Origin of the sequence: Aquibium pacificum, assembly GCF_040839445.1 — a bacterium.
GTDB lineage: Bacteria > Pseudomonadota > Alphaproteobacteria > Rhizobiales > Rhizobiaceae > Aquibium > Aquibium pacificus.
The window spans coordinates 888,986-909,139 of the sequence record NZ_JBDPGJ010000002.1 but is presented as its reverse complement, the minus strand read 5'-3'; the positions used below and the strand labels follow the sequence as shown (position 1 = coordinate 909,139).

At 65.2% G+C, this 20,154-nt stretch carries 19 protein-coding genes; 8 read left to right on the top strand and 11 right to left on the bottom strand.

The window, feature by feature from the left end; all coding sequences use genetic code 11:
* Positions 1-2: 2 nt before the first annotated feature.
* From ABGN05_RS10795 to ABGN05_RS10780, 4 genes are all read right to left on the bottom strand, one after another.
* Positions 3-1,034: a peptidoglycan -binding protein gene (locus ABGN05_RS10795; protein WP_367954012.1), complete on the bottom strand. Its 1,032-nt coding sequence runs from the start codon at positions 1,032-1,034 to the stop codon at positions 3-5.
* Position 1,035: 1 nt separating this feature from the next.
* On the bottom strand, positions 1,036-2,061 hold the full coding sequence (locus tag ABGN05_RS10790; RefSeq protein WP_367954011.1) for a MotA/TolQ/ExbB proton channel family protein: 1,026 nt from the start codon (positions 2,059-2,061) through the stop codon (positions 1,036-1,038).
* A 104-nt stretch (positions 2,062-2,165) separates the two neighbouring features.
* Positions 2,166-2,855, bottom strand: coding sequence for a PAQR family membrane homeostasis protein TrhA (gene trhA, locus ABGN05_RS10785; protein ID WP_367954010.1), 690 nt, complete (start codon positions 2,853-2,855; stop codon positions 2,166-2,168).
* 152 nt (positions 2,856-3,007) lie between these two features.
* Complete coding sequence (locus ABGN05_RS10780) at positions 3,008-3,604, bottom strand: TetR/AcrR family transcriptional regulator (RefSeq protein ID WP_367954009.1); 597 nt, start codon at positions 3,602-3,604, stop codon at positions 3,008-3,010.
* 124 nt (positions 3,605-3,728) lie between these two features.
* Between ABGN05_RS10780 and ABGN05_RS10775 the strand changes: the two genes are divergently transcribed.
* From ABGN05_RS10775 to ABGN05_RS10745, 7 genes are all read left to right on the top strand, one after another.
* Positions 3,729-4,190 carry a (2Fe-2S)-binding protein gene (locus tag ABGN05_RS10775; protein ID WP_367954008.1) on the top strand — a complete coding sequence of 154 codons (462 nt, stop codon included), beginning with the start codon at positions 3,729-3,731 and terminating at the stop codon, positions 4,188-4,190.
* A gap of 2 nt (positions 4,191-4,192) precedes the next feature.
* Entirely contained in the window at positions 4,193-6,463 is a 2,271-nt protein-coding gene (locus tag ABGN05_RS10770; RefSeq protein WP_367954007.1) for a xanthine dehydrogenase family protein molybdopterin-binding subunit, read from the top strand.
* Positions 6,460-7,068, top strand: a complete 609-nt coding sequence (locus ABGN05_RS10765) for a hypothetical protein (RefSeq protein ID WP_367954006.1) — start codon at positions 6,460-6,462, stop codon at positions 7,066-7,068. The genes ABGN05_RS10770 and ABGN05_RS10765 overlap by 4 nt, the downstream gene beginning before the upstream one ends.
* Positions 7,069-7,235: 167 nt before the next feature.
* Positions 7,236-8,372 carry an efflux RND transporter periplasmic adaptor subunit gene (locus tag ABGN05_RS10760; protein ID WP_367954005.1) on the top strand — a complete coding sequence of 379 codons (1,137 nt, stop codon included), beginning with the start codon at positions 7,236-7,238 and terminating at the stop codon, positions 8,370-8,372.
* A gap of 6 nt (positions 8,373-8,378) precedes the next feature.
* Complete coding sequence (locus ABGN05_RS10755) at positions 8,379-11,549, top strand: efflux RND transporter permease subunit (RefSeq protein ID WP_367954004.1); 3,171 nt, start codon at positions 8,379-8,381, stop codon at positions 11,547-11,549.
* 61 nt (positions 11,550-11,610) lie between these two features.
* Positions 11,611-11,754: a DUF3309 family protein gene (locus ABGN05_RS10750; RefSeq protein WP_367954003.1), complete on the top strand. Its 144-nt coding sequence runs from the start codon at positions 11,611-11,613 to the stop codon at positions 11,752-11,754.
* Positions 11,755-11,862: 108 nt separating this feature from the next.
* Positions 11,863-12,021, top strand: a complete 159-nt coding sequence (locus tag ABGN05_RS10745; RefSeq protein ID WP_072601392.1) for a DUF3309 family protein — start codon at positions 11,863-11,865, stop codon at positions 12,019-12,021.
* A gap of 66 nt (positions 12,022-12,087) precedes the next feature.
* Here the strand turns inward: ABGN05_RS10745 and ABGN05_RS10740 are convergent, their stop codons facing one another.
* The gene (locus tag ABGN05_RS10740) at positions 12,088-13,047 is read right to left on the bottom strand and encodes an NmrA family NAD(P)-binding protein (protein ID WP_367954002.1); all 960 of its coding nucleotides are present in this window, start codon (positions 13,045-13,047) and stop codon (positions 12,088-12,090) included.
* A 97-nt stretch (positions 13,048-13,144) separates the two neighbouring features.
* Between ABGN05_RS10740 and ABGN05_RS10735 the strand changes: the two genes are divergently transcribed.
* The gene (locus ABGN05_RS10735) at positions 13,145-14,032 is read left to right on the top strand and encodes a LysR family transcriptional regulator (protein WP_367954360.1); all 888 of its coding nucleotides are present in this window, start codon (positions 13,145-13,147) and stop codon (positions 14,030-14,032) included.
* On the opposite strand, the gene ABGN05_RS10730 is transcribed toward ABGN05_RS10735, so the two are convergent.
* The 6 genes from ABGN05_RS10730 to ABGN05_RS10705 form a co-directional block, all read right to left on the bottom strand.
* Positions 14,017-15,204 (bottom strand): MFS transporter, encoded by a 1,188-nt coding sequence (locus ABGN05_RS10730; RefSeq protein WP_367954001.1) that lies wholly within the window; start codon positions 15,202-15,204, stop codon positions 14,017-14,019. The genes ABGN05_RS10735 and ABGN05_RS10730 overlap by 16 nt on opposite strands.
* Positions 15,205-15,305: 101 nt before the next feature.
* Complete coding sequence (locus ABGN05_RS10725; RefSeq protein ID WP_367954000.1) at positions 15,306-16,532, bottom strand: argininosuccinate synthase; 1,227 nt, start codon at positions 16,530-16,532, stop codon at positions 15,306-15,308.
* Between the two features lie 113 nt (positions 16,533-16,645).
* Positions 16,646-16,813: a hypothetical protein gene (locus ABGN05_RS10720; RefSeq protein WP_367953999.1), complete on the bottom strand. Its 168-nt coding sequence runs from the start codon at positions 16,811-16,813 to the stop codon at positions 16,646-16,648.
* 12 nt (positions 16,814-16,825) lie between these two features.
* The gene (locus tag ABGN05_RS10715) at positions 16,826-18,178 is read right to left on the bottom strand and encodes a TRAP transporter large permease (protein WP_367953998.1); all 1,353 of its coding nucleotides are present in this window, start codon (positions 18,176-18,178) and stop codon (positions 16,826-16,828) included.
* Complete coding sequence (locus ABGN05_RS10710; RefSeq protein ID WP_367953997.1) at positions 18,175-18,795, bottom strand: TRAP transporter small permease subunit; 621 nt, start codon at positions 18,793-18,795, stop codon at positions 18,175-18,177. The genes ABGN05_RS10715 and ABGN05_RS10710 overlap by 4 nt, the downstream gene beginning before the upstream one ends.
* Positions 18,796-18,894: 99 nt before the next feature.
* Complete coding sequence (locus tag ABGN05_RS10705; RefSeq protein ID WP_367953996.1) at positions 18,895-20,019, bottom strand: TRAP transporter substrate-binding protein; 1,125 nt, start codon at positions 20,017-20,019, stop codon at positions 18,895-18,897.
* Positions 20,020-20,154 lie beyond the last annotated feature (135 nt).

The following is a 20,154-nucleotide window of genomic DNA, read 5'->3' as shown; positions in this document are numbered from 1 at the left end:
GCTCACCGCTCGGTGAGCTTCAGCTCGATGCGGCGGTTCTTGTTGCGGGCATCGGGCGTGTCGCCTTCCACCAGCGGCTGGAACTCGCCGAAGCCCGCCGCCACGAGCCGGCTGGCCGGCACGCCCTGCTCGATCAGGTACTTCACCACCGCGGTCGCGCGGGCGGAGGAGAGTTCCCAGTTGTCGCGGTAGCGGCCGGTCCCCGAGAGCGGCACGTTGTCGGTGTGTCCGTCCACACGCAGCACCCAGTTGATCTCGGGGGGAATCTCCTTCTGGAGGTCGATGATCGCTTCCGCAAGCTTCGCCATTTCCGTCCTGCCCGCGTCGTTGATGACTTCCGAACCGGAAGGGAAAAGTACCTCTGACTGGAACACGAAGCGGTCGCCGACGATCCGGATGTTCTCGCGGTCGGACAGGATCTCGCGCAGCCGGCCGAAGAAATCCGAGCGGTAGCGGTTGAGTTCCTGCACCCGCTGCGCAAGCGCGACGTTCAGACGCCGGCCCAGATCGGCGATCTTGGTGCTCGATTCGCGATCGCGCGCCTCCGAGACCTCCAGCGCACCTTCAAGGGCGCCGATCTGCTTTCTCAGTGCCGCAATCTGCTGGTTGAGAAGCTCCACCTGGGACAGCGCGCGTTGCGAGATCTGGCGCTCCTGGTCGAGCGCACCGCTCAGCGTGCCGATCTGTTCCTCGGCGGCGGCATCCGCGCCTGCGCCCTGCGAGAGCAACTGCTCCAGCCTCGAACGCTCCGTTTCCGCCGCCTGGAGCGACGCCTGCAGATTGGCGAGTTGGTCCTCCGCGTCCTGCGTGTTCGACCGCTCGAGCGCCAGGAGTTGCGTCAGTTCGTTGATCTGCGAATTCAGCCGGTTCAGCACCTCGTCCTTGCCGGTGATCTCTCGGCTGAGCAGGAACTGCGCAAGCACGAAGACCGACAGGAGGAACATGATGGCCAGGAGCAGCGTCGACAGCGCATCGACGAAGCCCGGCCAGTAATCAACGCCGCGTTCGCGACGCCGTGTGCGTGCGAGCGCCATCTCAGCCCACTCTATCCATCTTCCGCAGCGAGTCGGCGATGTCCTTGAGCGTCTCGCGCATCTCCTTCTGCTCCTCGGCCTGCGCTTCCACCCAGTCGCGCATGATCTGCTGTTCGTTGCGCATGTTCTTGACCAGGCCGGAAATGCCTTCGGCGAGGCTCGCCATGGAGGTCGCGACGCGCTGGCTGGAACCGCCTACCTCGTGCAGCGAGCGAAGCTGTTCGGCCATGCGCCGCATCTCCTCGCTTGTGTCGGCCCGAGACGTGTCGAGCACCGGCGCGTCGGAGCCGACATCGGTTACGGAGGACAGCCAGTTCTCCAACTCGGTGTAGAAGCGGTTCTGTGCCCGGCCGGCCTGCAGGTCGAGAAAACCGAGCACCAGCGATCCGGCGAGGCCGAAGAGCGAGGAGGAGAAGGCGGTGCCCATACCGGCCAGCGGCGCCGAAAGGCCGGACTTCAGGGAGTTCAGGATGTCGTTCGTGTCGCCGGACCCCGGATCGAGCGACTGGATGGTGGAGCCGATGGAGCCGATGGTCTGGAGCAGGCCCCAGAAGGTGCCGAGCAGCCCGAGGAAGACCAGGAGGCCGATGAGATAGCGCGAGATGTCGCGGCTCTCGTCGAGGCGCGTGGCGATGGAATCGAGGATAGAGCGCATCGAATTGGTCGACAGCGCGGTGGCCGAGGACCGGCTGAGCAGCGCCTTCATCGGCGCGAGCAGCACCGGGTTGCGCGTGTCCTGGCCTGCCCGGAACGAATTCACCCAGCGCACCTCACGGAAGAGGCGGATGACCTGGTTGAAGGCCAGTAGGATGCCCACGGCGAGCACGCCGAGAATGAGACCGTTGAGGCCGGGATTGGTGGCGAATGCGGTGGATATCTGGCGGTAGAGGATCGCTGCAACGAAACCGGCGATCGCCAGGAAGATCAGCATGGAGAGGAGAAAGACCTGAGGGCTCGAAAGCTTGTGCGGGTCGTACTGCGCACCTCCCGCCAGGCCGTCTTCGCCCAAAGTCCTCAACCACGTCATCGCCCAAGCCTCGTATCCGTTCCCGCACCAAGCCGCGACTCTAGCCGGAATTGTGACGAAATTGAAAGAAGCCGCCGTGGCGCGGCGGCGGAACGCCCGATCCTTCAGACCCTCCCGACCACGAGTAGGTCAAGCATCGCCGCCAGATGCAACCCCGCTCCGGAAACGACGAAGCCGTGCCACAGGGCGGACTGATAGCGCAGCCCGTTCCATACGAAGAAGATCACGCCCGCCGAGTATACCATGCCGCCGGCCAGGATGAGCCACATGGTGGTTTCGGGAACGATGGCGGCGAGTTCGCCCGCGACTGCCACGCCGCTCCAGCCGATGGCGAGATAGAAGACGGTCGCCCAGCCGTCATAGCGGCCCGGAAGGAGGAGCTTGATACCCATGCCGACCACGGTCGCGGCCCAGACGCAGACGATCGTGATCCGCGCCAGCGTTTCGGGAAGCTGCGCCAAGAAAGGCGTGTAGGTTCCCGCGATCAAGAGGAAGATGGCGGCGTGGTCGACACGGCGAAGATACCACTTCGCGCGCGAGGCCGGCCAAAGATTATAGGCGCACGAGACCGAAAGAACCGTCAGCAGCGAAATCACGTAAAATACGGCGGCGATGTATTCTCCCGCGGCGGTCCGTCCGAAGGCATAGGCGAGGAGGACCGTCCCGGCCGCAATCGCGATGACGATCCCGACGGCATGGACGATGCCGTCCGCCCACAGCTCGGCGCGCGAGAGCCTGCGCCACTCGCGGTAGAAACGCAGATAGGTCCCAGGGTGCGGACGGTTGATTGCCATGGTTTCCTTTGCCACCCTGACATGACGACAGATTGAATGGGGCGCGACCATAAAAATATCCTGCTCGATCAGTCTGGTGGCGCGCCTCGACTTCAATGCGGAGGGATGCGCATGCGTTCCCGCTGACGCGATGTCCGCGCGAGCGATGTTTGTCAGGGCTGCAGCGCCAGCGACACCACCCGCACCAGCCCCCGCACCGACCGTCTCTGTTCGGCTGGGTCCTCGATTCGCATCTTGATGCCTTCCAGCCCGTCGAGAAGCAGGGAGGCGAGCATGCCCGGGGCCAGATCCCGCGCCTTCAGGTCGGTACCCAGACGCGCGGCCTCCTTCTCGATCTCCCGGGCGATCATGGCGCCGAGCCGCTCGGTCCAGCCCGCTACGATGTCGCCGGCAAGGCTTCCCTTCATGTCGAGGATGTCGGCGCCGTGCGGAGAGCCGGCGAACTTCTCCACCATGGCGAACATGCAGTCGTCGATCGCTCCAATCAGCCGGCCGGACAGATCTCCGGGTCCGGCGAGCGCAGCCTTCGCGGCCTCGGCGGATTGGTCCAGCATCATCATGGCGATTGCGCGGTAGATGTCGGTCTTGTTGCGAAACTGGAGATAGAGCGCCGGCCGCGACATCCCGGCCGCGCGCGCGATGTCGTCCATCGTCGTGCGCTGGTAGCCATAGGCAAGGAAGACCTTGATCGCGCCCTCCAGGATGCGCGAGCGCTTGTCCGCCTCGCTCGTCGGCATGTTGATCGTCAATCCGGCCACCCCTGGCAAATGCGTGTTGACAAAATAACGAAATTTGTCAGAGTGTATATCCTGTACCGACAATGCGCAACCAGCATGCCGGAAATCGCCATGGACGACAACGAAGGGTATCCCCATGCGCCTCAACGTCGACGGAAAACAGATCGAGATCGATGCGGATCCCGAAATGCCGCTGCTCTGGGCCCTGCGGGACCTCGCAGGCATCACGGGTCCGAAGTTCGGCTGCGGCATCGCGGCCTGCGGGGCGTGCACAGTGCTCGTCGACGGCGTGCCGGTGCGCTCCTGTTCGCTGCCCGTCGGCGGCGTGGAAGGCGATATCGTCACCATTGAGGGGCTGGCTGACGGCGACACCCTGTCCGCCGTGCAGCAGGCGTGGCTGGACGAACAGGTGGCGCAGTGCGGCTACTGCCAGGCCGGACAGATCATGAGCGCGACGGCCCTGCTCGACGAAGTGTCCGATCCGACCGACGAAGACATCGACAACGCCATGGGCGGCAATCTTTGCCGCTGCGGCACGTATCCGCGCATCCGCGCCGCCATCAAGCGCGCGGCCGCGATGAAGCTGGCGAGGGCCTGACCATGGCAAGCATCGGAAAGATCGCCCGCCGCACCTTCCTGATCGGTGCCGCCGCCATCGCGGGTGGTGTCGCCGTCGGCTATTGGTACGTATCGCGCCCCTATGACAATCCCCTGGAAGACGACCTCGCCGAGGGCGAAGCGACCTTCAATCCTTTCGTCAAGATCGCCTCGGACAACACCGTGACCGTGATCGCGCCGCGCGCGGAGATGGGGCAGGGAATCTCCACCACGCTCGCCGCCTTCGTCGCGGAAGAACTTGGCGTTCCTCTCGAGGAACTGACCGTCGAGCACGGTCCAACGTCCTTCGCCTACTACAACGGCACCATGATGGAGGAATCAGGCCCGTTCCCCTGGTTCGACGACAGCCTGCTCGCCTCGATTGCGCGCGACGCCTTCTCGACGGTGGGCAAGGTGCTGGGCCTCCAGGCGACGGGCGGCTCGGCATCGACACGTGACGGCTTCGAGCGCATGCGCCAGGCGGGTGCCGCCGCGCGCCACATGCTTCTCGCCGCCGCGGCCGACCGCTTCGACGTGCCCGCCGGCCAGCTCGAGACCGTCGGACGCACGGTGCTCCACAAGGCGTCGGGAAAATCCGCCACGTTCGGCGAACTCGCAGTCGATGCGGCCAAGATGTCGCCGCCCTCTTCGGTGAAGCTCAAGGACAAGGCCGACTGGACGCTTCTCGGCAAGCCGCAGAAGCGCGTCGACATGCTGGCCAAGGTGACGGGGGCGCCGATCTTCGGCGTCGACGTCATGCTGCCGGACATGCTCTTCGGCACGGTGAAGATGAACCCGGTCTTCTGGCAGAAACCAGCCTCTGTCGACCTGTCGAAGGCGGAGGCAGTGAAGGGCGTGGTCAAAATCGTGCCGCTGGACACGACCTATGGTCATGGCTTCGGCGTGATCGCTGAGAACACCTGGGCGGCATTCAGGGCCGCCGATCTGATCGAGGCGGACTGGGGCAAACCCGACTATCCGGCCGACGGCGGCGCGGTCGACGAGGCGCTGAATGCCGCGCTCGCAACCGACGGCTCGCGCCTGCGCGACGACGGCGACGTGGACGTCGCCTTCGCCGACGCCCCTGCGGATAGCGTCTTGGAAGCCGAATACGCCGTGCCCTTCCTCGCCCACATCTGCATGGAGCCCATGAACGCCACCGCACGCTTCAAGGACGGCAAGCTCGAGATCTGGGCGCCGAACCAGATGCCGACGCTGGTCGAGTATCTCAGCGGCGCGGCGATCGGGCTGGAGAGCGCAAACGTGACCGCACACACGACCTCACTCGGCGGAGGCTTTGGCAGGCGCGAGGCGGACACGACCATCTATGCCGCCATCATGGCCAAGGAAGTCGAGGGCCGTCCCGTCAAAGTCATCTGGAGCCGCGAGGAGGACGTCCGCCACGATTCCTACCGGCCCGCGGCGAAAGGCCGGTTCCGCGCCCGCCTGAACCAGGACGGCCTGCCCGTGGCGCTCGACATGCGCATCGCCGCGCCTTCCGTCGTCGCCAGCGTCATGCGCCGGACCTTCCCGTCGCTCTCGCCGGCCGGGCCGGACGGCACGATCACGCAAGGCTCGCACGACCAGCCCTACACGATCGCCGACTACCGCGTGTCCGGCGCCAAAGCCGATCTCGGCGTGCCGGTCGGCTTCTGGCGCTCGGTCGGCAACTCGTTCAACGGCTTCTTCCACGAGGGCTTCATGGACGAAATCGCCACGAAGGGGGGGCTCGATCCGGTCGAGATGCGCCGCAAGCTGATGGCTGCCCACCCGGTGGCAGTGAAGGTGGTCGACAAGGTCGCCGAAATGGCGAACTGGGGCGAGCCGCTGCCGGCCGGCCGCGGCAAGGGCTTCGCCTTCACCCTGTCCTTCGGCAGCTGGGTCGGAGAGATCGTTCAGGTCGCCGAGACGGATGCAGGCATCCGCGTCGAGAAGGTGTGGATCGCCGCCGACGTCGGCACGGCGATCGACCCGGGCATCATCGAGGCGCAGCTCACCTCGGGCGCCATCTTCGGGCTTTCGGCCGCGATGGGCCAGGAGATCACCTTCGCGAACGGAATGGTCGAACAGTCGAACTTCCACGATTTCGACGCCATGCGCATCCATCAGTGCCCGGAGTTCGAGGTCGCGATCCTCGAGAACTACCACAGGATGGGCGGCGTCGGCGAAATCGGCACGCCCCCGGCGGCGCCCGCGCTTGCCAACGCGATCTTCGCCCTGACGGGCAAGCGCATCCGGGCCCTGCCGCTGTCGCGCGAAGTCTCGTTCGCATGAGGCCGCTTGCAACACTGCTGACAGCCTTTGCCATCGCGGCAAGTTCTTCCGCGCTGGCGCAGGAGACCCCTGCCCCCGACCAGCCGCCCGTACCCGCCGTCGACCGGGCAGCCGGTCTCTCCGAATGGGAGAAGATCAACGCCGTTTTTTCCCATCCGCGCTGCGCCAACTGCCATGTCGAGGACGATCATCCGCGATGGTCGGGGACGCACTACGGCGAGACCCGCAACCACGCCTTCAACGTCCAGCGCGGCACCGACGAATCCGGCTTCGGCAATCCGGGGCTGCGCTGCACCACATGCCATTTCGAGAGCAATTCCAATGTGCTCCATGGTCCTCCCGGTGCGGAGAACTGGCATCTCGCACCTGCCGAAATGGTCTGGTTCGGGAAAAGTTCGGCCGAAATCTGCGCGCAGATCAAGGATCCGGAGCGCAATGGCGGCCGCACGCTGGAGGAGATCGCGGTCCATGTCCGCGACGATGGGCTGGTCGGCTGGGGATGGGCGCCAGGGCCCGGCAGGGAACCGGCGCCGGGATCGGCCGTAGAAACCTTCGCCGCCCTCGAACGCTGGAACGCGGCCGGCGCGCCGTGTCCGGACGGTTGAAGCATGCATCAACAAAAGTTACTTTTGTGCAGCGCACTTTTACGCTAAACCGCGTCCCGAATACCGCGCTCAACAGCCTTTGGTTGAATACAGCACGGGTATCTCCCACATGAGCCGCACGCCCGGTCGGCGCAAAGGCTGCGGGGCGTACGCCGCGGGATCTTGAAATGGCGAAGTACAGATTTCACAAAATGGCGGCGATCGTCGTCTTCGCCGCCTCCGCTGCATGGATCGCGACCGGAGAGTTCTCCTCCGTCGGCAGTGCCGTGTCGCAGTCCGCGGAGCCGGCGGCCGAGACCGTCACTGACGAACCGGCCGTTGCGCCGCGCGTCGTCGCGGTCGTCACGCCGCCGCGCATCCAGCACGCACGCGCCATCCGCATTTCCGGCACCACGGAGGCCAACCAGCGCACGAAGCTCGCCGCGCGGACCGGCGGGATCATCGAAGAGCTAGCCGTCGAAAAGGGTAGCCGCGTCAAGAAGGGCGACCTGATCCTGCGTCTCGAGACCGAAGGCAAGCAGGCCGCGGTCGAGATGGCTGAAGCCATGCTCTCGCAGCGCCAGGCCGAACTCGATGCCGCCGAGCGGCTGGCCAAGAGCGGCAACGTCGCCAAGCTCCAGCTCGACAGCGCCCGCACGGGCATGGCGACGGCACAATCCCAGTTGGAGGCGTCGAAGGCCGAACTCGATCGCATCGAAATCCGGGCACCCTTCTCCGGGCTCGTCGACACGGTTCCAGTCGAGGCGGGAAGCTCGCTCATGCAGGGCGCCGAGGTAGCGACCATCCTCAACCTCGATCCCATCCTCGCAATCGGGGAAGTCGGCGAAGTCAGCATCGGCTACGTCGGCGTCGGCGACAAGGCGGACGTACGGCTGGTCAACGGCGACAGCGTCGAAGGCACCATCCGCTACATCAGTCGCGACGCGTCCACCCAGACACGGACTTTCCGCGTTGAGGTCGCGATCCCGAACGATGACGCGAGCATCCCCGCCGGCATGACAGCCGAGATCACGCTGCGCGCCGAGCCGGTGGATTCCACCGTGCTGCCGCGCTCCGTCGTCACACTCAGTGCGGCCGGCGATCTCGGCGTGCGCGCGATCGACGGCGACAACAAGGTGGTGTTCTATCCGATCGACCTCGTCGACGACACGCCGCGCGGGCTGGTGCTCGCCGGCATCCCCGCCGACGCCCGCATCATCGTCGCCGGACAGGAACTGGTGACCGAGGGCGACGTCGTCGATCCGAAGGAAGCGGATCGTGCGACGATCGAGAAGCTGGTCGGCAATCTCGCCGACGGGATGTAGCGATCCATGAACATCGTTAGCATCGCCATACGCAACGCGCGCCTGACCCTGTCGATCATGATGTTTTTCTTGATCGCCGGGGCACTGGCGTATCAGGCCCTGCCCAAGGAGGCGGAGCCCGACGTCGCGATACCGGTCCTCTATGTCAGCCTGGCCTACCAGGGCATATCCCCGGAGGATTCGGAGCGACTCCTGCTGCGGCCGGTCGAGACCAAGCTGAAGAGCCTGAAGGGCGTCAAGGAAATGCGCTCGGCCGCCTATCAGGGCGGTGGCTACGTGCTGCTCGAGTTCGATCCCTCGACAGACCTCTCCACCGCGCTGGAGGAGACGCGTAACAAGGTCTCCGACGCGCGCGCCGACCTGCCGCGCGACGCCGAGGAGCCGACCGTCAACGAGGTCAACGTCTCCGAATTCCCGGTCCTCGTCGTCACACTGTCGGGCGACGTGCCGGAGCGGGTTCTCACCACCGCCGCGCGAGAACTGCGCGACCGGATCGAGGAGATCCCCGGCGTGCTCGAAGGCACGTTGCAGGGCGCGCGCGACGATCTCGTCGAGGTCATCATCGACCCGATGAAGCTCTCCTCCTACGGCTTCCAGCTCGATCAGATGATCGCGGCGGTGAACGCCTCCAACAGCCTCGTCGCGGCCGGCACGATCGAGGGCGAGGAAGGCAAGTACGCCGTCAAGGTCCCCTCGCTGATCGAGACTGTCGAGGACGTGGCCGAACTGCCGATCGTCGCCGGACCGAATGCGGTCGTCGAGGCCAAGGACATCGCGACCATCCGCTCGACCTACAAGGACGCGGAAACGATCACGCGGCTCAACGGCCGGCCCGCCATCGCCATCGAGGTGAAGAAGCGCATCGGCGAAAACCTCGTCCATACGGTCGAGCAGGTGAAGGCACTCTCGGACGAATTCCAGAAGAGCCTGCCGGAAGGCATGCACGTCACCTACACGCAAGACAAGTCGGTCTTCATCAACCAGCTGCTCAACGATCTGCAGAACCACGTGCTGATCGCGGTCATCCTGGTCTTCATCATCATCCTCTACGTGCTGTCCGGACGCGCGTCGCTGCTGATCGGCCTCGCCATCCCGACCTCGTTCCTGACCGGCATCCTGCTGCTTGCCCTTATGGGCTTCACCATCAACATGGTGGTGCTTTTCAGCCTCATCCTGGCCGTCGGCATGCTGGTGGACGACGCCATCATCGTCACCGAGTTTGCCGAGCGCCGCATGTCGGAAGGCATGCCCAAGGCGGACGCCTTCGATCTTGCCGCGCGGCGCATGGCCGGGCCGGTGATCGCGGCGACACTGACGCGCATCGCCGCCTTCTCGCCGCTGCTGTTCTGGCCGGGCGTGGTTGGCGACTTCATGAAGTACATGCCGATCACGCTCATCGTGACGCTGGCCGCCTCGATGCTCTACGCGCTCATCTTCACGCCCACGCTGGGCGCGATCTTCGCCAAGGCGCATGTGCATGACGACGACGAGCCGCAGCGCGACGGCTGGTACATGGGCGTCGTCCGGCAGGCGGTACGGTTTCCCAAGACGGTGCTCCTGCTGACCGTGGCGCTGCTCGTCAGCGTTCAGTTCGCCTATACGAAGTACGGCGCGGGCGTCGAGTTCTTCCCCTCGGTCGAACCGGACTACGGCCTTCTCTACGTCCACGCGAGGGGCAATCTCTCTCTCGCCGAGATGGACGCCGCCACCCGCGCGGCCGAGCAGCGCTTGCTCGGCTGGCCTGGCGTGGAATCCGTCTATACGCGCGTCGGCAAGACGCAGGGCGGCGGCGCCGACATCCCCGAAGACGTGGTCGGGGTCATCCAGTACGAATTCATCGACTGGCGCGAGCGCAAGTCGGCCAACGACATCCTGGCCGATCTGCGTGTCGCGATGGCCGGCATTCCCGGCGTCGACGTCGAGGTCCGCGTGCCGGAATCGGGCCCGCCGACGGGCAAGGCGATCCAGGTGCGGCTGTCGGCGACCGACCCCGATGGGCTGGACGACCGCGCGCGCGAGGTGGCGGCCCGCATCGCCGAAGTCCCGGGCGTCATCGACATTTCCGACGGCCTGCCGCCGCCCGGCGTCGACTGGGCGCTTGAGGTCGATCGCGCCAAGGCGGCCCAGTACGGGATCAGCCCCAATGCGGTCGGCACCGTTGTGCAGCTCGTTACGACCGGCGTGAAGCTTACTGATTACCGCCCGGAATCGGCAGACGACGCAGTGGACATCCGCCTGCGCCTGCCGGAAGACCGGCGTACGCTGTCCTCACTCGACCAACTTCGGATCGAGACCGCGCAGGGCTCGGTGCCGATCTCGAACTTCGTCACGCGCAAGCCCGAGCCGCGCGTCGGAACGCTGAACCGCATCGACGGCGAACGCACCGTCGTCGTCCAGGCGAACGTCGCCTCGGGCTTGCAGGTCGCGGCCGTCCAGCAGCAGGTGGCGCAGGCCGTCGACGGCATGGAACTCGGCGACGTCCGCTGGAAGCTCGCCGGCTCCAACGAGGACAGCGAGGAGGCTAGCGCCTTCCTCGGCAATGCCTTCGGCGCGGCGCTCTTCCTGATCTTCATCGTGCTTCTGGCGCAGTTCAACAAGTTCACCAGCGTGTTCCTGGTCTTGATGACGGTGGTCATGTCGACCATCGGCGTCTTCCTCGGCCTGCTGATCACCGGCCAACCCTTCGGCATCGTCATGTCAGGCATCGGCGTCATCGCGCTCGCCGGCGTGGTGGTGAACAACAACATCGTGCTGATCGACACCTACGACCGGCTGCGCTCGGAAGGCTGGGAGAAGCTGGAGGCCGTGCTCCAGACTTGCCGCGAACGTGCCCGGCCCGTGGTGCTGACCGCGCTCTCGGCGATCCTGGGCGTGCTGCCCATCGCCTTTGGCCTGGGGCTGGAACTTTTCCACCACGAGACGACCATCAACGCGCCGTCCACGCAGTGGTGGATCTCGCTGTCATCGGCGATCGTCTTCGGCCTGGCATTCTCGACGGTGCTGACCCTGGTGGTGACGCCGTCGGCGCTGATGGTCTTCACGCGCGACAAGCATCGCGCGACGAAGAGCTTCTGGTCGCGCCTCTTCCGGCGCGGGAACAAGGTCGAGAAAAGCAAGACGCCGCAGAGCGCCGCCAATGATCGCGAGCCGGACGCGCTGCCCAAGGCGGCCGAGTAGCCGCCGCCCGGGACCGGGCGACCGAACAGGCATGGGCCTGCGGCCGTACCCGGAGAAAGCCGTGTCTTCGACGACTTTCATCATCATCGTCCTGATCCTGGCCTTGATCGCTGTCCTGCCGAACTGGCCTTGGGCGCGCCGCTGGCGCTGGGCGCCTTCGATCATCACGGGGACCATCCTCGCCGTGGTGATCCTCGTCGCTTAGGCGGGAAAGTTCTGATCGGGAACAAACTCTCATCCCGCGCGGGCATCTTCAGGAACAACATACGTCCTCACGCATTGTTGATCCTCCAACCCGACTGGAGGCGAAAGCGTGACACTGACCACCATTCTCATCATCATCCTCATCCTGATCCTTCTCGGCGCCATTCCGGCCTGGCCGCATTCGCGCGGCTGGGGCTATGGCCCCTCTGGCATCATCGGCCTGATCCTGGTCGTGCTCCTGATCCTTGTCCTGATGGGCAGGATCTGACATCGACACGAACCGAAGCCGCCGACGCGAGGCGTCGGCGGCTTCGTTTTCTTCCCGTTTCGGTTGTCAGGCGGCCATCGCGCGCGTTTCGCGGTCGAGCGCCAGATCTGCCACGGCCTGCCTGATCGCCCGGACGGGGTCCGTCGTCGGCAAGGGGCCGAGCGCCGCTTCGATCTTGCTGCCATCGAGCGAGTGCGGCGTTCGCCACAGATACGACATCACGACGAGTTCGCGCAGCATCGGAACGAACAGGCCACCCGCCCGAAGCAGCGTCCAGGGCACGCCGCGCCGCGACAGCGGACGCCCCACGGCTTCCTCGGTCGCCGCTTTCATCTGCGTTCCCGTCAAAGAGTGGCCGGCGAAGTGGAAGCGATCGAACACCGGCAGTTCCCCGCGCTTTTCCGCCAGCCGCACGAATGCCTCACCCAGATCCGGCAGATAAGCGAAGGCGTGTGGAAGGTCCATCGGGCCGGGCCATATGAAGACGTCCTTCTTCAGCTTCGACAGGATCATGAGGTCGAGCCACGCTTCGCGCTTCACGCCGCCATAGAAGTCGCCGGCCCGCAACACCAGGGTCTGGACGCCTGACTCCCCGGCCTTGCGCCGGAAAAGTTCTTCCATGGCGATCCGGATGCGCGCCTTCGGCGTGGAGGGTACTTGCGGCGCGTCCTCCCGTGTGCCGACAGCGATCTCGAGGCCGAAATTGTAGACGTTGCCGGGTAGGAGTTGCGTCGCGCCAGCGGCTTCCACCGCCGCCACGACGTTTTCTGCCATCGGCATGACCTTCTCCTCCCATTCCGTGTATTGCGGATTGAGCGCGTTGAGCACCACGTCGGCCCCCCTGCAGGCAGCGACGAGCGACCGGCGGTCGAAGGCGTCCGCCTTCACCCACTCCACGCCCGGCGCAAGTTGGTCACCCTTGCTGCTGCGGGCGACCCCTTTCACCCGCCATCCGGCCTTAACGAAGGCACGGGCCGCCGCGTCGCCGACACGTCCCGCCGCACCGAGGATCGCGATCGTCTGCATGGCTGTTCTCCTTTGTTCCGATTGGATGACGGAGAGGTACGCCCTTTGCAGATGAATGATAATTCCCTATTGTTGCGGAACTGATATTCATAATTGAATAGGCGCGATGGACTGGAACCTGCTCAAGAGCTTCGTCGCGGTGGCCGAGACCGGCAGTCTCTCGGCAGCCGCCCGCGGGATCGGGGTCAGCCAGCCGTCCGTCGGCCGGCATGTCGCCGAACTGGAGCGGGAGCTGGGAATAAAGCTCTTCCGTCGCGGGCGTGCCGGCTACGAACTGTCGGACGACGGCATCGCCCTGCTGGGCCGCGCCCAGGCCATGCGCGAACAGGCCGAGGCGATCTCGCGGCTGGCGCTCGGCGCGACGGAAGCGGTCGCGGGCACGGTGCGGATCGCGGCAAGCGAAATCGTCTCCGCCTACGTGCTCCCGTCCATGATGGCCACCTTTGCGGATGTTGAGCCTGGCATTGAGATCGAGATCGTGGCGTCGAACCAGGTCGAGAACCTGCTGCGGCGCGACGCCGACATCGCGATCCGTATGGTCGAACCGGCGCAGCTCGACCTGGTCGCCCGCAAGATCACCGACATTCGGCTGACCGCCTGTGCAGCCACATCCTATCTCGGCCGGCGCGGCCGGCCCGCCACACCGGAGGAACTCGTCGGTCATGACCTGGTCGGCTACGACCGCGGCATGGACCTGATCAACGGTTTTCGCGACTTCGGTGTCGAGATCGATCGCCACGGCTTCCGGTTCCGTAGCGACAACCAGATCGTCTTCTGGGAGGCGATCCGGGCGGGCAACGGCATAGGCTTCGCACAGGTGCCGCTGGTGGCGCGCGAGCCGCTCGTGGAGGCGATCCTCCCGGGCATGCCCCTGCCTACGCTGCCGATGTGGCTGGCCATGCATCGCGACGTGCGCACCAGCGCCCGCATCCGCCGGGTGGCGGACTTTCTCTACGAGCAACTGAAGACTTATGCCGAAGGCTGAGCCGGCGCGCGGTGATGAGTGAACTCCGCGCTTCTCGCCAGACCGGCCATGAGACAGACGACGATGAGGAGCACGGAGACGGCCACATAGACCGGCGCGAAGCCGACATGCTCGCCGACATAGCCGATGGCCGACGGCGCGACGAGGATGCCGGAATAGCCCATCAGCGTGACCGTGCTGAGCGATGCGCCGGACGAGGTGCCGGGCTGATTGCCCGCCGCCGAAAAGGCGATAGGGACCATGTTGGCGATTCCGAGGCCGGCAAAGGCGAAGGCGGCAATTGCAAGCCACGGTTCGGGCGCGAAACCCGCGACGAACATTCCCGCAGCCGCGATCAGGCTCGAGACCCGCAACGTCGTCACCGCGCCGAAACGGTTGCGGACCCGGTCACCGACAAACCGCATCAATGCCATCGCACCCGAGAACGCCGCGAAGCCGAAGCCGGCGGTAGCGAGATCCGCGCCCCGTTCCTGGCGCAGGTAGAGCGCGGCCCAGTCGAGCACCGCGCCTTCAGGGATCATCGAGAAGAGCGCGATCAGCCCGACAAGATAGACAGCCGGATTACGAGGCAGGGCGAAGCGCCGTACCTCGTGCGCCTCCGGCCGCGGTTCGGTCACCAGAAAGCGGAGACCGGCGAGCGTGACGAGCAGCGCCGCGGCGGTCACCACGCCGGCGTGAAACAGGTAGCCCTGCGCCTCGATCAGCGCGCCGCCCGCGCCGCCGCCGATGAAGCCGCCGACGCTCCAGAAGCCGTGCGACGACGACATGATCGCCCGGCGGAGCTGCTTCTCCACCTCCACGGCGTTGGCATTCATGGCGACGTCCATGCCGCCGATGAACCCGCCGAACAGGAACAGCGTGATGCCCGCGGTGACGATCCCGGGCGAGAGCGCGACCGCCAGCAAGCCGAAACAGCTGATAACGCCGAAGATGCGCACCGTCCAGCGCGACCCGAACCGCCCGATCAGGTAGCCGCAGGTCGGCATCGCCACCAGCGCGCCGATACCAAAGGTCAGGATCAGGAGGCCGAGCGTGAATTCGGTGATCTCCAGCCGCGCCAGCGTGACCGGGATCTGCGGCGCCCAGCTTCCGATCAGGAAGCCGTTCACCAGAAACATCGCCGCCACCGCCCGGCGGCCGCGGAGCGCTCTCGTCGCATCGTCTGTCATCATGAACTCGGCTGATCCGGAACGGAAAAGGAGTTAAATCGATTTAGGGAAGTGTCAATCGAGAACGGCGGCCGAACGCTTGGTCCAACCGCCATCGATGCCGGTTACCCCCTCCTGTCGCGCGCGGCGAGCGTCCGCAGGCGCAGGCCATTCAGGCGGATGAAGCCTTCGGCGTCTTTCTGGTCGTAAGCGCCGCGATCGTCCTCGAAGGTGACGAGGTCGTTGCGGTAGAGCGACTTGGGCGAGCGGCGGCCGGTCACGATGACGTTGCCCTTGTAGAGCTTCAGCCGCACGTCGCCCTCGACGTCCTCCTGGCTCTTGTCGATCAGCGCCTGCAGCATCTCGCGCTCGGGCGAGTACCAGAAGCCGTTGTAGATCAGCTCCGCATAGCGGGGCATGATGTCGTCCTTGAGATGCGCGGCGCCCCGGTCGAGCGTCAGGGACTCGATGGCGCGGTGCGCGGCAAGCAGGATGGTGCCGCCCGGCGTCTCGTAGACGCCGCGGGACTTCATGCCGACGAAGCGGTTTTCGACAAGGTCGAGCCGGCCGATGCCGTTGTCGCGGCCGAGGTCGTTGAGGGCGGAAAGCAGCGTCGCCGGCGACAGGCGTTTGCCGTCGATCGACACCGCATCGCCCTTCTCGAAACCGATGGTGATCTCGGTGACCTTGTCCGGCGCGTCCATTGGCGAGACGGTGCGCTGGTAGACATATTCCGGCGGTTCGTCCCAGGTCTCCTCCAGCACCTTTCCTTCCGACGAGGAGTGCAGAAGGTTGGCGTCGACTGAGAACGGCGCCTCGTTGCGCTTGTCCTTGGCGATCGGGATCTGGTGCTTTTCGGCGAAGTCGAGAAGATCGGTGCGCGACTTGAACGACCAGTCGCGCCACGGCGCGATCACCTTGATGTCGGGGTTCAGCGCATAGGCCGACAGCTCGAAGCGGACCTGGTCGTTGCCCTTTCCGGTGGCGCCGTGCGCGACCGCGTCGGCGCCTGTCTCGCGCGCGATGTCGACAAGGTGCTTGGAGATCAGCGGCCGGGCGATCGAGGTTCCCAGCAGATAGGTGCCTTCATAGACTGCGTTGGCGCGGAACATCGGGAAGACGAAATCGGAGACGAATTCCTCGCGCACGTCCTCGATGAAGATCTCCTTCGCGCCCATCATCTCCGCCTTGCGGCGCGCCGGCTCAAGGTCGTCGACACCCTGCCCGAGGTCGGCGGTGAAGGTCACGACCTCGGCACCCAGTTCGGTCTGGAGCCATTTGAGGATGATGGAGGTGTCCAGCCCGCCCGAATAGGCGAGCACGACCTTCTTGACGTCTTTCCACTTGGTCATGATGTGCTCACGAATGAAGGCACCGCGGCGCGGCGCCGATGGATTTCGCGCGCACTAATAGCAGGAAAGGCAAGCCGGGCAAGGTCGCGGCCCTGCCCGGCATGGCGTCCGCCTCAGGTTCGCCGGCGAAACAGCTGCCCCCAGATGTCGTAGGCCACCAGCACCAGCCCGATGAAACAGGCGGCAAACAGGTCCACCCGCTTCACCGAGAATGCGATGATGCCGAGAAAGACCGCAAACAGCAGGAACGCGAGAAGCGCCAGTGCTCGATCGACCATCATCTTGCGATCCTCCTAGCGTCCATAGAAGAGCTGCGGCAGGTAGTAGGCGATCTGCGGAAACACATAGAGCATTATCATCGTGATGAAGACCATGAAGACATAGGGCAGCGAGCCGGCGAAGATCTGCGTGAGCCTGATCTGCGGTGGCGCTATGCCTTTCAGATAGTAGGCCGACATCGCCATCGGCGGGGTCAGGAAAGAGGTCTGCAGGTTGAGCGCGATCAGGATGCCGAAGAACAGCGGGTCGATGTCGAACAGCGGCAGCAGCGGCAGGAAGATCGGCACGAAGATGATGATGATCTCCGACCATTCCAGCGGCCATCCGAGTAGGAAGATGATGATCTGCGCGAGGATGAGGAACTGCAGCGGCGTCATGTCGAGCCCCATCACGAAGTCGCGCACGATGTGCTCGCCGCCGAGATAGGAGAAGACCGACGAGAAGGTCCAGGAACCGACGAACAGCCAGCACACCATCGCGGTCGTCCGCACGGTGAGATAGACGGATTCCTGCAGCCGCTTCCACGTGAGGGCGCGGTAGGCGATCGCCAGCACGAGCCCGCCGAGCGCGCCGATGGAAGCCGCCTCCGAAGGCGTGGCGAGCCCGAAGAGGATCGCGCCGAGCACCGACAGGATCAGGATCGCCAGCGGAAAGAACGACGTCAGCAGCATCCAGGCGAGTTTTGCGGTCGGGATCGGCTCTTCCGGCTCCTCCGGCCGGGGTGCGAGCGACGGCTGCAGCATGGCGCGGCCGATGATGTAGACGAGATACATCCCCGCGAGCAGGAACCCGGGAAGCAGGGCGCCTGCGTAGAGCCGCACGATCGAGACGCCGGACGCGGCGGCATAGACGATCAGCATGATCGACGGCGGGATGAGGATGCCGAGCGTGCCGCCGGCGCAGATGACGCCCGAGGCGAAGCGTTCGTCGTAGCGGGCCTTCAGCATGGCGGGCAGCGCCAGCAGCCCCATCAGCGTCACGACGGCGCCGACGATGCCGGTCGCGGTCGCAAACAGCGCGCAGGTGATGAGCGCCGCGACAGCCATGGACCCCGGCATGCGGCGCGTCGCGATCGACAGGGTCTCGAACAGCCGGTCGACGATGTTTGCCCGCTCCACGATGTAGCCCATGAAGAGGAAGAGCGGGATCGCGGTCAGCACGTCGTTGGCCATGACCGAATAGGTCTGGTTCACGAAGAGATCGAAGATGCGGTTGTCGAGGATATGCCGCATGCGCTCGGCATCGAAGTAGGCGTAGTAACCGAAGCCTATGCCCATCGCCATCAGCGTGAAGGCGATCGGAAATCCCAGCATGATCACGACGATGAACAGGCCGAGCATCAGTATGGCGATTTGCGGATCGGTCATCGGGATTGCCCCTTCGGCGTTACGACATCGACGGCCTCTGAGCCGTGCCGCAGCGCCGCGGCCCCTTCTTTCTGGAGAATGGCCTCCAGTTCCTCCACGTCCTCCGCCGGCTTCGGCCACATGCCGGTGCGGATCGTGATGATGCAGCGGAAGACCTGGGCGACGCCCTGAATGACGAGCAGGATGCCGGCGGCGACGATCACCGTCTTGAACTGGTAGATCGGGATGTTGGCCGGGCTCATGACGCTCACCTCGAGATAGCGCCACGAGCGGCCGATGTAGCGCCATCCGGCGAAGACGAGCGCCAGCACGCCGGGAAAAAAGAAAATGAAATAGAGCACCAGTTCGACCTTGGCCTGCGTCCGCGGCGACCAGAGCCGGTAGACGAAGTCGCCGCGCACGTGTCCGTCGCGGGAAAGAGTGTAGGCGCCGGCCATCATGAACATGGTGCCGTACATCATGTAGGAGAGATCGAAGGCCCAGGGAGTCGGCGCGTTCAACGCATAGCGCACGAAAACCTCGTATCCTACGCCGAACGTCATCACCATGACGCACCAGCCGAAGACCTTGCCGAACCAGGCCGACAGCGTGTCGGCGAAACGTATGTAGCTTTCCATGTCCGCCCCGATTGCGCCGCGTCCGCGCGGCAGGTGGCAGGGCCCTCAATGGCCCCGCCCGCTGTCGACCGGCCGCCGCGGAGGCGGCCGTTGTCCGGATCAGAGCTTTCCGGGGAAGTAGTGGTTGTAGGCCATGCGGTAGTCGGGCGAGTTCTGCAAGCTGTAGAAGACCACGCGCTCGACCCACTTCTTCTGGCTGTCCACCACCTTGGCGAAGAACTCGTCCTCCATGAGCGGCGGCATGATCTTGTCCCAGGCCTCGAGCTGCGCCTGAAGCACGGAGTCCGGCGTGCGCTTGACGTTGACGCCGTTTTCGGTCTGGAGCTTCTGCAGGTCGGACGAGTACTGGTCCATCGCGTATGCGAAGTTCGCCAGGTGAGCGGCTTCGACGCCGTAGCGCAAAATAGCCTGCAGGTCCGGATCGAGGCTCTCGAACTTGTCCTTGTTGAAGATGTACTCGAAAGACTCGCTCGCCTGGTGGTAGGACGCGAGCATGTAGTTCTTGGCCACGTCCTGCGCACCGAAACGCATGTCCGAGGTCGGGTTGTTGAACTCGAACGCGTCGATGACGCCGCGTTCCATGGCGGGCACGATCTCGCCGCCCGGAAGCTGTGCGACCGAGGCGCCCATCGCCTGGAAGAGATCGGCGGCGAGGCCGACCGTGCGATACTTGAGCCCGCTGACCTGGCTGGCGTCGGTGATCTCGTTCTTGAACCAGCCGAGCGGCTGGGCCGGCATGCCGAAGCTCAGGAAACCGACGATGTTCAGCCCCAGCACGTCCTGCGTCAGCTCGCGGTAGAAATCGTAGCCGCCGCCATGGTAGAGCCAGGCGATCATCTGGTTGGCGTCGCCGCCGAACACCGGACCCGTGCCGAAGAGCGAGGCGGCCTTGTTCTTGCCGTACCAGTAGACCGGAACGGTGTGCGCCGCGTCGATGATGCCGTCATGGGCCGCATCCTGCACCTGGAACGCACCCACGACCGCGCCGGCCGGCAGCAGGTCGATCTTCAGGCGTCCGCCCGACATCTCCTGCACCCGGTCCACATACTGCTGCGCCATCTCCTGAAAGATGTCGGAGGACGGCCACGAAGACTGCATCTTCAGGACGATCGGCGCTTGCGCGAGCACCGCCGGCGCGGCAAGAGTCGTCGCCGCGGCGGCGCCTGCGCCCGCCAGCGACGTGTTCTTCAAGAATCTGCGGCGTGATATCGGTGTGCTGGTCATTGGTTCCTCCCTGAATCTCGTATTGTGATATTCCAGCGAGGCCAGAATATGCGATATGAGCCGGGATGCAAGCAGCCGCTGCGGTTCGACTTTCGCAGCATTTACCGACCTCTTCGCACCTGCAGTATTTCCTCG